At 73.9% G+C, this 14,145-nt stretch carries 14 protein-coding genes; 7 read left to right on the top strand and 7 right to left on the bottom strand.

What is annotated here, in order from left to right; translation table 11 throughout:
• Positions 1-19: 19 nt before the first annotated feature.
• The gene (locus tag BM158_RS02955) at positions 20-1,033 is read right to left on the bottom strand and encodes a heparan-alpha-glucosaminide N-acetyltransferase domain-containing protein (protein WP_165628817.1); all 1,014 of its coding nucleotides are present in this window, start codon (positions 1,031-1,033) and stop codon (positions 20-22) included.
• A gap of 127 nt (positions 1,034-1,160) precedes the next feature.
• Here BM158_RS02955 and BM158_RS02950 point away from each other — a divergent pair, with 127 nt between their 5' ends.
• Entirely contained in the window at positions 1,161-1,568 is a 408-nt protein-coding gene (locus tag BM158_RS02950; RefSeq protein WP_091554567.1) for a four-helix bundle copper-binding protein, read from the top strand.
• A 132-nt stretch (positions 1,569-1,700) separates the two neighbouring features.
• On the opposite strand, the gene BM158_RS02945 is transcribed toward BM158_RS02950, so the two are convergent.
• Both BM158_RS02945 and BM158_RS02940 read right to left on the bottom strand, forming a co-directional pair.
• Positions 1,701-2,954 (bottom strand): acyl-CoA dehydrogenase family protein, encoded by a 1,254-nt coding sequence (locus tag BM158_RS02945; protein WP_229827490.1) that lies wholly within the window; start codon positions 2,952-2,954, stop codon positions 1,701-1,703.
• A gap of 90 nt (positions 2,955-3,044) precedes the next feature.
• Positions 3,045-5,009, bottom strand: a complete 1,965-nt coding sequence (locus BM158_RS02940) for an acetoacetate--CoA ligase (RefSeq protein WP_229827491.1) — start codon at positions 5,007-5,009, stop codon at positions 3,045-3,047.
• 61 nt (positions 5,010-5,070) lie between these two features.
• Here BM158_RS02940 and BM158_RS02935 point away from each other — a divergent pair, with 61 nt between their 5' ends.
• The 4 genes from BM158_RS02935 (at position 5,071) to BM158_RS02920 (ending at position 7,798) form a co-directional block, all read left to right on the top strand.
• On the top strand, positions 5,071-6,414 hold the full coding sequence (locus BM158_RS02935; RefSeq protein ID WP_091554563.1) for a glucose-6-phosphate dehydrogenase: 1,344 nt from the start codon (positions 5,071-5,073) through the stop codon (positions 6,412-6,414).
• Positions 6,411-6,845: a DUF2237 family protein gene (locus BM158_RS02930; RefSeq protein ID WP_229827492.1), complete on the top strand. Its 435-nt coding sequence runs from the start codon at positions 6,411-6,413 to the stop codon at positions 6,843-6,845. Before BM158_RS02935 ends, BM158_RS02930 begins: the two co-directional genes overlap by 4 nt.
• A gap of 2 nt (positions 6,846-6,847) precedes the next feature.
• Positions 6,848-7,342 carry a glutathione peroxidase gene (locus tag BM158_RS02925; RefSeq protein ID WP_091554561.1) on the top strand — a complete coding sequence of 165 codons (495 nt, stop codon included), beginning with the start codon at positions 6,848-6,850 and terminating at the stop codon, positions 7,340-7,342.
• Between the two features lie 96 nt (positions 7,343-7,438).
• Positions 7,439-7,798 (top strand): PRC-barrel domain-containing protein, encoded by a 360-nt coding sequence (locus BM158_RS02920; protein WP_091554559.1) that lies wholly within the window; start codon positions 7,439-7,441, stop codon positions 7,796-7,798.
• Between the two features lie 74 nt (positions 7,799-7,872).
• On the opposite strand, the gene BM158_RS02915 is transcribed toward BM158_RS02920, so the two are convergent.
• Both BM158_RS02915 and BM158_RS02910 read right to left on the bottom strand, forming a co-directional pair.
• A complete protein-coding gene (locus BM158_RS02915; protein ID WP_091556215.1) occupies positions 7,873-8,274 on the bottom strand; it encodes a VOC family protein in 402 nt (133 codons plus the stop codon).
• Positions 8,275-8,366: 92 nt separating this feature from the next.
• Positions 8,367-9,737 carry an NAD-dependent succinate-semialdehyde dehydrogenase gene (locus BM158_RS02910; protein WP_091554558.1) on the bottom strand — a complete coding sequence of 457 codons (1,371 nt, stop codon included), beginning with the start codon at positions 9,735-9,737 and terminating at the stop codon, positions 8,367-8,369.
• Between the two features lie 108 nt (positions 9,738-9,845).
• On the opposite strand from BM158_RS02910, the gene speB reads away from it, so the two are divergent.
• Positions 9,846-10,859 (top strand): agmatinase, encoded by a 1,014-nt coding sequence (gene speB, locus BM158_RS02905; RefSeq protein WP_091554556.1) that lies wholly within the window; start codon positions 9,846-9,848, stop codon positions 10,857-10,859.
• Complete coding sequence (locus BM158_RS02900) at positions 10,856-12,742, top strand: primary-amine oxidase (protein WP_091554554.1); 1,887 nt, start codon at positions 10,856-10,858, stop codon at positions 12,740-12,742. The genes speB and BM158_RS02900 overlap by 4 nt, the downstream gene beginning before the upstream one ends.
• A gap of 7 nt (positions 12,743-12,749) precedes the next feature.
• On the opposite strand, the gene BM158_RS02895 is transcribed toward BM158_RS02900, so the two are convergent.
• Together BM158_RS02895 and BM158_RS02890 are read right to left on the bottom strand one after the other, a co-directional pair.
• Positions 12,750-13,187 (bottom strand): hypothetical protein, encoded by a 438-nt coding sequence (locus BM158_RS02895; protein WP_091554552.1) that lies wholly within the window; start codon positions 13,185-13,187, stop codon positions 12,750-12,752.
• A 57-nt stretch (positions 13,188-13,244) separates the two neighbouring features.
• Positions 13,245-14,117 carry a PP2C family protein-serine/threonine phosphatase gene (locus tag BM158_RS02890; protein ID WP_165628816.1) on the bottom strand — a complete coding sequence of 291 codons (873 nt, stop codon included), beginning with the start codon at positions 14,115-14,117 and terminating at the stop codon, positions 13,245-13,247.
• Between the last annotated feature and the right edge of the window lie 28 nt (positions 14,118-14,145).

The raw sequence follows: 14,145 nt of genomic DNA, 5'->3' as shown, positions 1-14,145 counted from the left end.
GGGGGCGACCGGGCCCGGCTCAGACCCGGACGACGACCCCTCGCCGGGCCAGCACCTGGCACACCGCCCACACCACGACGACGGAGAACGCGGCGTACAGGTAGGCCGACGCCGTCGCGCCGGCCAGGTCGGTCAGCCACCGGTCGACGGCGGGCTGCACGTCGTGCCGGAGCACCGCACGGAACAGCAGCTCCGAGGTCACGAACGCCACGATCGCGTTCAGGCCCAGCACCTCGGCGGGACGGACGGGCCGGCGCACCCCGCGGACGTCGACCAGCCAGAGCGCCGCGGCCAGCACCACCAGCCCGATCCCGCCGGTGACCAGCACGAACGACGGCGTCCAGAGCCGCTTGTTCACCGGCAGCAGGGGGGCCAGCGCCAGGCCGAGCACCAGCAGGACGGCGGCGCCGGCCAGCATCCGCGGGAGCGTGGCCCGCACCCCGCGCTCGAGCAGCACCCGGCCGGCCAGCACGCCGATGAACACGGTCACCGCGCTGGGCAGGTAGGAGTGCGGGGCCTCGGCGGAGAAGTCCAACCCGAGGGTCTGGTCGAACCAGTGCGCCCACGACAGGTCGGGGTCGACCGCCGTCCGGCCGCTGCCGGGGACCGGCACCCACACCGCGACCGCGGTGAGGACGGCGAGCACCGCCGCGGCCGCGGGCACCTGCGCCCGCCGGGGCAGCCGCAGCAGCAGCCAGCACAGCAGGTAGGCCCCGGCGACGTGCCCGAGCACGCCGGCGCCGACGGCCCCGAACCCGTACTTGGCGGTGACCACCCCCCAGCCGAGCAGGCCGAGCTTGAGCACCCGGACCAGGACGGCGCGGGACCGGTCGCCGCGCCGGGAGAACGGCATCGACACCCCGACGACCAGCAGGAACACCGGGAACACCACGTCGGCCAGGTGCAGCCCGTGCCACGGCGCGTGCACCAGCTGCTCGCCGATCTGCGCGTTGCCGCGGTTGTCGACGAACAGCATGCCGACGACGGCGAGGCCGCGGGCGACGTCCACCCCGTGCAGCCGTGTGCGTTCCACGGTCCCCATCGTGTGCGCGCACAGGCGTCCTGCACCGGCCCGGCAGCGAGCTCGGAGCAGGTTCACAGCCCGTTCCCGGGTCCGGGGCGTCAGGTTGACCCGTACCACCGATCCGAGGGAGGACGTCATGCAGTCGACCACCACGATGCTGCGCGAAGAGGCCCGCGTCGTCCCGCTGGGCACCGCCCCCGACCAGCTCGCCGCCACCCTGGACGCGCTGGCCGGCTACGAGCAGGTGGCGCTGACCAGCGTCGCCACGCTGATGGGCGACCCGAGGGTGGCCGAGCTGCGCACCTGCGTCGCCGCCACCCAGGACGCCGCCGACCTGGCCGCGGTGTGCCGCCGGGTGCTGGCCCGCAACACCCCGGCCGCCAGCGCGGTGTGGCGCTCGGTGCTGGGCACGACCGTGCACGCGCTGGACCGCGCCGCGCACCTGGGCGCGCAGAACCTGGAGTGGCGCACCTGCCGGTTGCAGGCCGAGGCCGCCGCGGAGACCGCGCACCGCTGCCGCCAGCTGCGCGCCCAGCTCACCTGAACGGTCCGCCGGCCCAGCGTTGATCAGGGGAATTGATCGACGTCCGTCCTGGTGCACGAGATCTGGTGGACCAGGACGGAGTTGGATCAACCTCCCTGATCAACGCTGGCCAGGGAGCAGGAGGGCGGGGCGTCAGGTGAGGGGGGAGCGCGGGAGCATCCGGTCGCTGATGATCCGCTTCTGGATCTCGCTGGTGCCCTCGAAGATCGTGGTCAGCCGGGCGTCGCGCCAGTGCCGCTCCACCTGCCGCTCGGTGGTGTAGCCGTTGCCGCCGTGCAGCTGCATGGCCTGGTTGGTCACCCGCACCGCCATCTCGGTGGCCTGCAGCTTCACCATCGCGGCCTCGCGCTCGCACGGGACGCCGACGTCGAGCAGGTGCGCCACCTGCCGGTAGAACGCCCGTGACTCCTCCACCTGGGCGGCCATCTCGGCCAGGGCGAAGCGCAGCGCCTGGAAGTCGCCGATCGGGTGGCCGAACTGCTCGCGCTCCTGCAGGTAGGTCGTGGAGTCCTCGACCGCCGCGCGAGCCAGGCCCACCGCGCGGGCGGCGGTGTGCACCCGGGCGGTGTTGAGGAAGGCCTGCGCCTCGGCGAACCCGGCCCTGGACCCGCCGTCGCCGTCGCCGTCCCCGGGGCCCACGATCAGGTCGTCGGCGGGGATGCGGACGCCGTCGAACCGCAGGTCCCAGGTCAGGAAGCCGTGGTAGCCGACCTTGTCGATCGGGTAGCCGGACAGGCCCTCCGGGAAGGAGCCGCGCTCCTTGGCCAGCAGCACGTTGCGCAGCCCGCGGGAACGGGACTCCCCCGGCTGCGGGTCGGCCACCCGCACCAGCACCTGGATGAAGTCGGCGGCCTTGGCGTTGCCGCACCAGCGCTTGTGCCCGGTGATCACCCACTCGTCGCCGTCGCGGACGGCGCGGGTCTGCACGTTGGCCAGGTCCGAGCCGGCGTCGGGCTCGCTCAGCGCCACGGCCCCGATCCAGGAGCCCGCGGCCGACTTCGCCAGCAGCTCCGCGCGCCGGGTGGGGTCGGCGACCGACGTCCCCATGCCCTGCGAGCGGGCCAGGATCGAGGCCACGCTCATCCAGGCGCGGGCCAGCTCCTCGCTGACCATGCAGTACTCGAAGACGCCGAGGCCCATCCCGCCGTGCTCGCGGTCGATCGTGATGCCGAAGTAGCCCAGCTCGCCGAGGCGCTCCAGCAGGTGCTGCGGGATCTCGCCCTTCTGCGGGTCGAGCTCGTCGGCGACCGGGAGCACCTCGTCCATCGCGAACGCCCGGGCCTGCAACTGCAGCGCCTCGCGCTCGGGGGTGTGCCACGGCGGCAGCAGGTCGGGCCGGCGCGGCTCCATCTCGACGGTGCCGGTGGTGGTCTCGTCGGTCGTCACAGCGGTCTCCTGCACGTCGTCGGGCGGGGTCGGTGCCAAGTTACCGGCGGGTAACCGTCCGGGCACCCGCTCCGGCGAGGATCACACCGGTCAGCGGGCGCCGCGCTCCCGGGCGAGCTGCACGTAGTGCTGGACCACGTCGGCGTCGTCAACGGCGCCGAGGTTGAGCGCCTTCTCCGGCGGGACGCCCTGGAACAGCCGCTTGAGCGGGACCTCCAGCCGCTTGCCGGTGCGGGTGTGCGGCACGCCGGGGACGACGACCACCTCGTCGGGCACGTGCCGGGGGCTGGCCTCCCGCTTCACCGCCCCGCGGATCTCGGCGACCAGCGCCTCGGTGAGCTCGAACCCCGGCGCGAGCTGGACGAACAGCGGCATCCAGTAGCCGCCGTCGCGCTGCTCCACGCCGAGGACGACGCAGTCGGCGATCGCCGGGATGCTCTCCACCGCGGCGTAGAGGTCCGCCGTCCCCATCCGGACGCCGCCGCGGTTGAGGGTGGAGTCCGAGCGGCCGGTGATGATGCAGCTGCCGGTGGGGGTGATCTCCAGCCAGTCGCCGTGCCGCCACACCCCGGGCCAGGGCTCGAAGTAGGCCTCCCGGTAGCGCGAGCCGTCCTCGTCGCCCCAGAACCGCAGCGGCATGGTCGGCATCGGCTCGGTGACCACCAGCTCGCCGAGCTCGCCCACCACCGGGTGCCCGTCCTCGTCCCAGGACGCCGCGGCCACCCCGAGCATCGGCCGCTGCAGCTCCCCGGCCACCACCGGCAGGAGCACCGACGAGCCGATGAACCCGGTGGCGACGTCGGTGCCGCCGGACAGCGACCCCAGGAACACGTCGGGCTCGACCGCGGCGTACACCCACTCGAAGGTCGAGGCCGGCAGCGGTGACCCGGTCGACCCGATGCCCCGCAGCGCCGACAGGTCGTGGTCGTCGCCGGGGCGCAGGCCGGCCTTCTCGCACGCGGTCAGGTAGCCCGCGCTGGTGCCCAGGTAGGTGGTCCGGCAGGCCGCCGCGACGGCGAACTGCGCGTCCAGCGTCGGGAACCCGGGGGCGCCGTCGTGCACCACCAGCGTCGCGCCGGTCAGCAGCGAGCAGGAGGCGATGTTCCACATGATCCAGGCGGTGGAGGCGTACCAGGAGAACCGGTCGCCGGCCCCGACGTCCAGGTGCAGGCCACCCTGCTTGAGCTGCTCGAGGGCCACCCCGCCGTGCCCGTGCACGATGCCCTTGGGCAGCCCGGTGGTGCCCGAGGAGTAGACGATCCACAGCGGGTGGTCGAAGGGCAGCTCCTCGAACACCGGCTCCTGGACGTCGGCCACCGCCTCGGACCAGGCCAGCGCGCCGTCCGGGAGTTCGTCGCGCAGGCGGGGCAGCGCGATCGTCGTCCGCACCGTGGACAGCGAGCTGCGCAGCTGCTCGACGACGTCGCGCCGGTCGTGCTCGCGGCCGCCGAACCGGTAGCCGTCGACGGCGACCAGCACCACCGGCTCGATCTGGGCGAACCGGTCGAGGACGGCGCGGGGGCCGAAGTCGGGCGCGCAGGCCGACCAGACCGCGCCGACGGAGGCGCAGCCGAGGAACGCGACGACGGCCTCGGGCACGTTGGGCAGGTAACCGGCCACCCGGTCCCCGCGCTGCACGCCGAGCCGGCGCAGGGTCGCGGCGAACGCGCCGACCTGGCCGCGCAGGTCCGCCCAGGACAGCTCCTCGGGGGCGGACAGGCCGTCGGCGGTCTCCCGCACCGACACGATCGCCGGCCGGTCGGCCACCCCGTGCCGCAGCGCGAGCCGGGCCAGGTTCGTCGTCCGGCCGGGGAACCACTCGGCCCCGGGCATGGCCCGGGACCCGAGCACCTCGTCGTCGTCCACCGGGGTGTCGAAGACCTCGAACCAGGTGGCGACGTCGGCCCAGAACTGGTCGAGGTGCTGCGTCGACCATGCCCAGACCGCGTCGTAGTCGGTGCCGAGCGAGAGCCCGCGGCGCCGGTCGACCCAGGCGGCGAAACGGCCCAGCTGGGAGGCGGCGGCGGACTCGGGTGTCGGGGACCACAGCGTCACCCCGGGCACCCTGCCAGAACCGCGGCGGTTCGGGAGGCCCTCACCCGGGCAGGGGCTGGCCGTGAAGCGCTCCTTCGTCGTGCTCGGTGGTTCCGGAGACCTGACCGGGCGGTTGCTGCTGCCCAGCCTGGCCGAGCTGTACGAGCTCGGCGTGCTCGACGGCGACGTCGAGGTCCTCGCGGTCAGCCAGCAGGAGTGGGACGACGAGCGGTACCGGGAGTGGGCGCGGGAGCGGCTCACCGCGCACGCCGCCGACCTCGCCGAGGACGCCCGGGAACGGGTGGTCGCCCAGCTCGGCCACCAGCCCGGCGACGTCACCTCCCCCGACGACCTGCGGACGGCGCTGGCCCGGGTGGACGGCGTCCCCGTGGTGTACCTGGCGCTGCCCAACACCGTCTTCCTGCCCACCCTGACCGCGCTGCGGGAGGTGGGGCTGCCCGAGGGCGCGCGGGTGGTCGTGGAGAAGCCCTTCGGCACCGGCATCGAGGACGCCCACGAGCTCAACGAGGTGCTGCACGGCCTGGTGCCCGAGGAGGCGGTCTTCCGGATCGACCACTTCCTGGCCAAGCAGACCGTGCTCAACGTGCTGGGCCTGCGGTTCGCCAACCGGATCTTCGAACCGGTGTGGAACGCCCAGCACGTCGAGTCGGTGGACGTCGTGTTCGACGAGGACCTGGGGCTGGAGGGCCGCGCCGGCTACTACGACAAGGCCGGTGCGCTGCGGGACATGCTGCAGAACCACCTGCTGCAGCTGCTCGCCGTCGTCGCCATGGAGCCGCCGCAGGCCCTGGACGCCGCCACCCTGCAGGCCCGCAAGGCCGACGTGCTGCGCGCGGTGCGGGCCGACCCGGCGCACAGCGTGCGCGGCCGGTACACCGCCGGCCGGATCGGGGACCGGGAGCTGCCCGCCTACGTGGACGAGGACGGCGTGGACCCGGCGCGGATGACCGAGACCTTCGCCGAGTTCACCGTCACCGTGGAGAACTGGCGGTGGAGCGGGGTCCCGTTCCGGTTGCGCACCGGCAAGGCGCTCGGGACCAAGCGCAAGGAGATCGTGGTCCGCTTCAAGCCGGTCCCGCACCTCGCCTTCACCGACGAGCAGCCCCAGCCCGACGTGCTGCGCCTGCAGCTGTCCCCCGACGGCATCGCGCTGGAGATCAACCTCAACGGCGCCGGCGACCCGTTCGACCTGGAGCGGGAGGTGCTGCGGGCGGCCTCGCCGGAGCAGGACCTGCCCGCCTACGGCCTGCTGCTGCGCGAGATGCTGGCCGGTGACCCGACGCTGTCCATCTCCGACGTGGAGGCCGAGCAGGGCTGGCGGATCGTGCAGCCGGTGCTCGACGCCTGGGCCGCCGACCGCGTGCCGATGGTCGACTACCCGGCCGGCTCGGACGGCCCGGCGTGAGCGGCCCGTTCGTGCCCGGTCAGCTCAACGTGCTGGGCGGGCCGCTGGAGCAGTGCGGCACCGACCCGGTGACCGGCTTCTACCGCGACGGCTGGTGCTGCACCGGCACCGAGGACATCGGCAGCCACACCGTGTGCGCGGTGGTGTCCGCGGAGTTCCTCGCGCTCCAGGCCGGCCTCGGCAACGACCTGACCACGCCGCGGCCGGAGTTCGGCTTCCCGGGGCTCGAGCCCGGGGACCGGTGGTGCGTGGTCGCCGTCCGGTGGCGGCAGGCCTACGAGGCCGGCGTCCCGGCCGGGGTGGTGCTGGCCGCGACCAACATCGCCGCGCTGGAGGTCGTGCCGCTGGAGATGCTGCGGGCGCAGGCGGTCGACGTCCCCGACGACCTGTCCGGGCTGGAATCGCCGCCGCCCCCCGCGGGTTCGCCCTGACCATGACCGACCTGAACGCCGCACCCGTCACCACCCTGCAGGGCGAGCCGACCACCCTCGGCGAGCTGACCGGCCGCCGTCCGGCGCTGGTGGTGAACGTGGCCAGCCGGTGCGGGCTGACCCCGCAGTACACCCAGCTCGAGCAGCTGCAGCAGGAGTACGGCGACCGCGGGTTCACCGTCATCGGCGTCCCGTGCAACCAGTTCGCCGGCCAGGAGCCGGGCACGGCCGAGGAGATCGAGGAGTTCTGCTCGGCCACCTACGGGGTCACCTTCCCGATGACGGCGAAGGTCGAGGTCAACGGCCCGGACGCCGACCCGCTGTTCCGGTCGCTGACTGCCGCCCCGGACGCCGCCGGCGAGGCCGGGGACGTGCAGTGGAACTTCGAGAAGTGGTTGGTGAGCGCGGACGGCGAGGTCGTCGCCCGGTTCCGGCCGCGCACCGAGCCCACCGCACCCGAGGTCCGCGCCGCGATCGAGGGCCTGCTGACGACGTAAGTCACCTCGCCGCGGACGATTGCGCGCGACCCATCCGGGGCATGGGCGCGGGGACCGGCCCCGGACCAGGGGCCCGCGAACACGGAGGCCCCGTCCATGATCCCCGCTGGCAACATCCGCGACTGGCGCGGCGAGAACGTCGTCGACCCCGAGGGCCACAAGATCGGCACGCTCGAGTCGATCTACGTCGACGTCGTCAGCGACGAGCCCTCGTTCATCGGGGTCGAGGTCGGCGGGTTGATCGGCGGGAAGTCGCTGGTGTTCATCCCGCTCAAGGACTCCACCGTCGGCCCGCGCGAGGTCCGGGTGGCCTACTCCCGCGACCTGGCCAAGGCCGCGCCGAGCATCGACACCGACGGCGAGCTCACCGCCGCCGACGAGCCGAACGTCTTCGCGCACTACCAGCTGCCCTACGCCACCGGCCCCAACGGCGAGCGCCAGCTGGCCCGCCGCTGAGCTGAGGGGACGGCCCCCTCGCAGGGCCCCGCCGCGAGCGTGCTCGGGTCGGGGGCGAGGGGGCCCTTCCGCCGTCAGCCCTGCAGGGCCGACGGGTCCATCCAGACCGCCTCCCAGACGTTGCCGCTGGGGTCGGCGAAGCTGGTGCCGTACATGAAGCCGTGGTCCTGCGGCTGGTTGAACTGCCGGCCGCCGTGGGCCACCGCCTTCGCGAGCAGGTCGTCGCACTCCTCGCTGCTGTCGGCCGACAGCGCGTTCATCACCGACACGTGCTGCGCCGGGTCGCCCGCCGTCACGCCCTCGGGCAGGAAGCCGGCGAACTTCTCGCGGCTGAGCACCATCGCGGTGATCGTGTCGGAGACGACGAAGGACGCCGTGGTCTCGTCGGAGAACTGCTCGTTGAGCTGCCACCCGAGGCCGGCGTAGAACGTCCGGGCCGCGTCGACGTCGGACACGGGCAGGTTCACGAAGATCATGCGCACGGGGTGCTCCTCGGATGCTCGGGCCGGCCCTCCCGGCCCCGTCACACCCTCTGACGGGCCCACCGCCGAGAACTCATCGCCCGGGCTCAGCCGATGCGCACCAGCTTCTTGTTCACGAACTCCTCGGCGGCCAGCAGGCCCATCTCGCGGGAGGTGCCGCTGCGCTTGATCCCGCCGAAGGGCAGCTCCGGGGAGTCGGCGAGCACCAGGTTGACGTAGACCATGCCGGCCTCGATCCGGTTCGCCACCCGCTCGCCCTGATCGGCGTCCGTGGTGAACACGTAGGAGCCCAGGCCGAAGCCGGTGTCGTTGGCCAGCTCCACCGCGGCGTCCTCGTCGGGGACGGAGTGCACGACCGCGACCGGGCCGAAGAACTCCTCGCCGTAGGCCGGGTTGTCCGGGCCGACGCCGGTGAGCACGGTGGGCTCGAAGAACGCACCCTCCCGCTTCCCGCCGGCGACCAGGGTGGCGCCGGCGGCCACCGCCCGCTGCACCTGCTGGTCCAGGGTCTCCGCGGCACGCAGCGAGGACAGCGGGCCCAGCTCGGTCGCGGGCTGCGTCGGGTCGCCGGGCCGGATGGCGGTCATCCGCTCGGTGAGCTTGGCCAAGAACTCGTCGTACAGGTCGGCGTGCACCACGAACCGCTTGGCCGCGTTGCAGGACTGCCCGCTGTTGTCCATCCGGGCGTCCACGGCCGAGCCGACGGCGGCGTCCAGGTCGTCGGTGGACAGCAGGATGAACGGGTCGGACCCGCCCAGCTCGAGTGCCACTTTCTTCAGGTTCCGCCCGGCGACCTCGGCCACCGCGGTGCCCGCGCGCTCGGAGCCGGTGAGCGAGACGCCCTGCACCCGGGGGTCGCCGATGATCGTCGCGGCCTGGTCGTTGCTGGCGTAGACGTTGACGTAGGCACCCTCGGGGAACCCGGCGTCGAGGAAGACCTGCTCGATCGCCGCGGCGGACTCCGGGCACTGCGGGGCGTGCTTGAGGATGATCGTGTTGCCGACCACCAGGTTCGGGCCGGCGAACCGGGCCACCTGGTAGTACGGGAAGTTCCACGGCATGACGCCCAGCAGCGGGCCGAGCGAGGCCCGCCGGATGACCGCGGTGCCCTGCGAGCCCTCGGCCAGGTCGATGGGCTGGTCGGCGGTGATCCGCTCGGCGACGTCGGCGTAGTACTCGTAGATGTCGGCGGCGAAGTCGACCTCGCCCTCGGCGGCGGTGATCGTCTTGCCCATCTCGCGGACGATGAGCGCGGCCAGCTCGGCCCTGCGCTCCCGGTGCAGCTGCGCGACCCGGCGCACCAGCTCGCCGCGCTCGGCGGCGGTGGAGCTGCGCGACCAGCCCCGGTGGGCGGCGGTGGCCGCGGCGATCGCTGCCTCGACCTGCTCGTCAGTGGCGGTGGGGTAGCTGGCCACGGTCTCGCCGGTGGCGGGGTCGACGACGGCGTACTCGCTCATGGTGGGCTCCGATCGGGGGGACGACGCGGCTCGACGCCGCCGCTGGCAACGGATAGCGTCGCTGCAGCACACCGTATCGACGGTTTCCGTCGTGAGCTAGGGGGAGAGATGGCGCGCTACGGTCCGCAGTTCGGCCCGGACATCACCTACCTCGGCGTCGACCGGTGCGACCACACCGACCCCGCCTCGATGGCCGGCGCCGACGTCGTCGTCCTCGGCGCCCCGTTCGACGGCGGCACCTCCCACCGCCCGGGCACCCGGTTCGGCCCGCAGGCGATCCGGATGACCGACTACCTGCCGCACGACGGCTCGCGGCCCTCCCTGGCGCTGCGCACCGACGGGCTGCGCGACCTGCGCGTGCTGGACGCCGGGGACGTCGAGATGTACTCCGGCGACATCGAGACCGCCCTGCCCGCGCTGCGCGCCGCGGTGGCCGACGTCGTCCGGGCCGGGGCGATCCCGGTGGTGCTGGGCGGTGACCACTCCATCGCCTTCCCCGACGCCGGCGGGGTGGCCGACGTCCTCGGCCACGGCCGGGTCTCGATGATCCACTTCGACGCGCACGCCGACACCGGGGACATCGAGTTCGGCTCGCTGTGGGGCCACGGCCAGCCGATGCGCCGGCTCATCGAGAGCGGCGCGCTGCGCGGCGACCGGTTCCTGCAGATCGGGCTGCGCGGCTACTGGCCGCCGCCGGAGACGCTGGACTGGATGGCAGCCCAGCGGATGCGCTCCTACGAGATGACCGAGATCGGCCACCGCGGCCTGCAGACCTGCCTGACCGAGGCGTTCTCGATCGCCACCGACGAGTGCGACGGCGTCTTCCTCTCCGTCGACATCGACGTCTGCGACCCCGGCCACGCCCCGGGCACCGGCACCCCCGAGCCCGGCGGCCTCACCGCCCGCGAGCTGCTGGACTCGGTGCGCCGGATCTGCCTGGAGCTGCCGGTGGTCGGCATCGACGTCGTCGAGGTCTCCCCGCCCTACGACCACGCCGACATCACCGCCGCCCTGGCCAACCGGGTGGTGCTCGAGGCGCTGTCCGCCATCGCCCGCCGCCGCTCGGCCCTCCCCCCGTTCGACCCCTCGCTCCCCCTGCTCGCAGATCGGAACCTGCCGTGACCGCACACCCGCTCGACCCGCTGTCCGCCGACGAGTTCCGCGCCGCCGCGGCGGTGCTCCGCCGCGACAGGGGGGTCGGCGACGGCTGGCGGTTCGCCGGCATCGAGCTGCGCGAGCCCGCCAAGGACGTCGTCCGCAGCTGGGTGCCGGGCACCGTCGTCCCCCGCGAGGCGCGGGTGACCTGCTTCGACCGGGCGTCCAACTCCGCCTACAAGGCCGTCGTCTCGCTCACCGACGACGCCGTCCTCGAGTGGACGCCCGTCCCGGGCGAGCAGCCGAACATGACCGTCGACGAGTGGCACGAGGCGCACGAGACCCTCATCCGCGACGAACGGGTGCTGGCCTCGCTGGCCGGGCGCGGCATCACCGACCCCGAGCTGGTGCTCATCGACACCTGGGCCTACGGGCACTCGCTCATCCCGCAGCAGTTCGCCGGCCGCCGGGTCGGCTGGACCGACGTCTGGGTGCGCGAGACCCCGAACGGCAACCCCTACGCGCACCCGGTCAACGGCCTGCACCACGTGGTGGACCTCAACACCATGGAGCTGCTGGACATCGAGGACACCTTCCGCGTCGAGGCCCCGACCGGCGCGATGGGCGAGTACGTCCCCTCCCTCGTGCCCGGCCTCGTCGAGCGCACCGACGTGAAGCCCTTCGAGCTCACCCAGCCCGAGGGCGTCTCGCTGTCGATGGAGGGCAACGAGCTGCGCTGGCTGGACTGGTCGATGCGCATCGGGTTCAACCACCGCGAGGGCCTGGTGCTGCACCGGGTGTCGATCGACGGCCGCTCGGTGGCCCACCGGATGAGCTTCGCCGAGATGGTCGTGCCCTACCGCGACCCCAGCACCGACCACTACCGGCGCACCGCCTTCGACATCGGCGAGTGGGGCCTGGGCTTCATGACCACCTCGCTGGAGCTGGGCTGCGACTGCCTGGGCGAGATCACCTACCTCGACGCCGTGCTGCACGACAGCCACGGCGAGCCGTACACGATCACCAACGCCGTGTGCATCCACGAGGAGGACGACGGCGTGCTGTGGAAGCACGTCGACGAGCACGCCGGCGCCGAGGTGCGGCGCTCGCGGCGGCTGGTGGTCAGCTTCCACGCGACCGTGGCCAACTACGAGTACCTGACCTACTGGCGCTTCTACCCCGACGGCCAGATCGAGTGCGAGGTCCGCGCGACCGGCATCATGGTCACCTCGGCGTTCGAGGGCACCCCGCCCGAGCACGGCACCGTCGTCGACGACCACACCTACGCCCCCGCCCACCAGCACTTCATCGTGGCGCGGCTGGACTTGGAGGTCGACACCCCCGACAACACGGTGGTGCAGTCGCACACCGAGGTGCCGCCGATCGGCCCGGACAACCCCTACGGGATGGCGCTGACCCCGCGGAAGCAGCCGATCACCACCGAGGGCGGGTTCGACCTGGACTGGGCCTCGCAGCGCGGGTTCTCGGTCACCTCGGCGTCGCGGCGGAACGCGTGGGGCGCGCCGACGTCCTACAAGCTGGTGCCGACGGCGGCGATCCCGGCGCTGGCCGGGCCGGAGTCACCGCTCATGCAGCGGGCCGGCGTGGTGGCCCACCCGGTGTGGGTCAGCCCGTTCGACCCCGAGGAGCGCTGGCCGTCGGGCGAGTTCTGCAACCAGAGCTCCCGGGACGCCGGCCTGCCGGAGTGGACCAGGGCCGGGCGCTCGGTGGAGGCCACCGACGTGGTGCTGTGGCACGTGTTCGGCCTGCACCACGTGCCGCGGGTGGAGGACTGGCCGGTCATGCCGGTGGACGTCGTGCGGTTCGAGCTCAAGCCCACCGGGTTCTTCGACCGCAACCCCACGTTGGCCATGCCCCCGTCGGCGTCGGGCAAGCCGCACTGCCACTGAGCCCGGGTCAGGCGGTGGGGTAGCGGACCACCGCGCCGGGCTCGCCGAGGCGGGCCAGCACCAGGCCGAGCGCGGCCAGGCGGAGGACGTCGGGGGCGGCCCGGTCGGCGGTCACCGGGCACAGCCCGGCCGACGCCCCCGACGGCAGCGCCGCCAGCAGCCGCGCGGCGGTGGCCGGCATCGGTTCCTCGGTGACGACGGCGAACGCGTCGGCGCCGTGCCGGGCCAGCCACTCGCCGGGCAGCAGCGCGGCCGACAGCGCGGCGGCGGCCTCGACCAGCTGGGCGGCGCCCAGCGGCAGGCCGGCCGGGGCCGGCAGGCCGACCAGCACCAGGCCGGTCGTGGGGGTCGCCGGCGGGGTGGGCCGGCGCAGGGCGAGCACGTCCAGCAGCGCTGCCCGGCCGGGCAGCAGCGTGGTGGCGTCGACGTCGAGAAGAGCGGTCACGCCGGAGATGTCGGCCCGTCGCGCGGGTCCTGCAGGGCGCATCCCCCGCAGGGGTGATCAGTCGGAGGAGGCGGTGACCGGGCGGAACGCGCCGGTGGCGGGGCCGGGCCACAGGGCCTCGAGCACCTCGACGGTCTCGTCGCGCGACGCGGAGGCGGCGCCGACCGTGCGGTACCGGGTGGGCGGCCGGCCGTCGACCATGTCGTCGAGGACGTCGGCGACCACGACGGTGACGTTGTCCGAGGCGGGGGCGGCGAGCGCGGCGCCGAGCAGGGTGGCCGCCGCCTGGTCGGCGTTCTCGGCCACCGCCAGCAGCTCGGCGATGACCTGCGCGGGCAGCGCGCCCGACAGGCCGTCGGAGCAGACCAGCAGCCGGTCGCCGGGGCGGACGTCCAGGGCGAGGACCTCCAGGCCCTCGACGTCGTCGGTGCCGCCGTGCAGCGCCGCGTAGACCGCCGAGCGCTGCGGGTGCACCAGCGCCTCCTCGGCGGTGATCGAGCCGGCGTCCATGAGGGCCTGCACCAGGGTGTGGTCGCGGGTGAGCTGCACCAGCTCGGGCGCGCGCCAGCGGTAGGCCCGGGAGTCCCCGATGTGGGCGAGCACGGCGGTGTCGCCCTGCACCCCGACGGCGCACAGCGTGGTGGCCATGCCCTCCAGCCGGGGCCGGTGGGTGACCGCGGTGCGGATGCGCTCGTTGGCGGCGGCGATCAGCCGGGCCAGGCCGCCGTCGGGCTCGTCGGCCATCAGCCCCGTGCCCAACGGCGCGAGCCAGGAGACGACCAGGCCGGACGCCGCCGCACCGCCGACGTTGCCGCCGACGCCGTCGGCGACCGCGACCAGGGCCGGGGAGACCAGCCCGGAGTCCTGGTTGTCCGGCCGCGGCCCGGTGTGCGAGCGGGCGGACGCGTGCAGCGACAGCGCCACGTCCACCCCCGTCCCGGCCGCACCCTGCGGCCGG

The sequence above is a fragment of the Klenkia taihuensis genome, assembly GCF_900112525.1.
GTDB lineage: Bacteria > Actinomycetota > Actinomycetes > Mycobacteriales > Geodermatophilaceae > Klenkia > Klenkia taihuensis.
The sequence above is the reverse complement of the archived record's forward strand: the minus strand, read 5'-3'. Positions and strand labels throughout refer to the sequence as shown.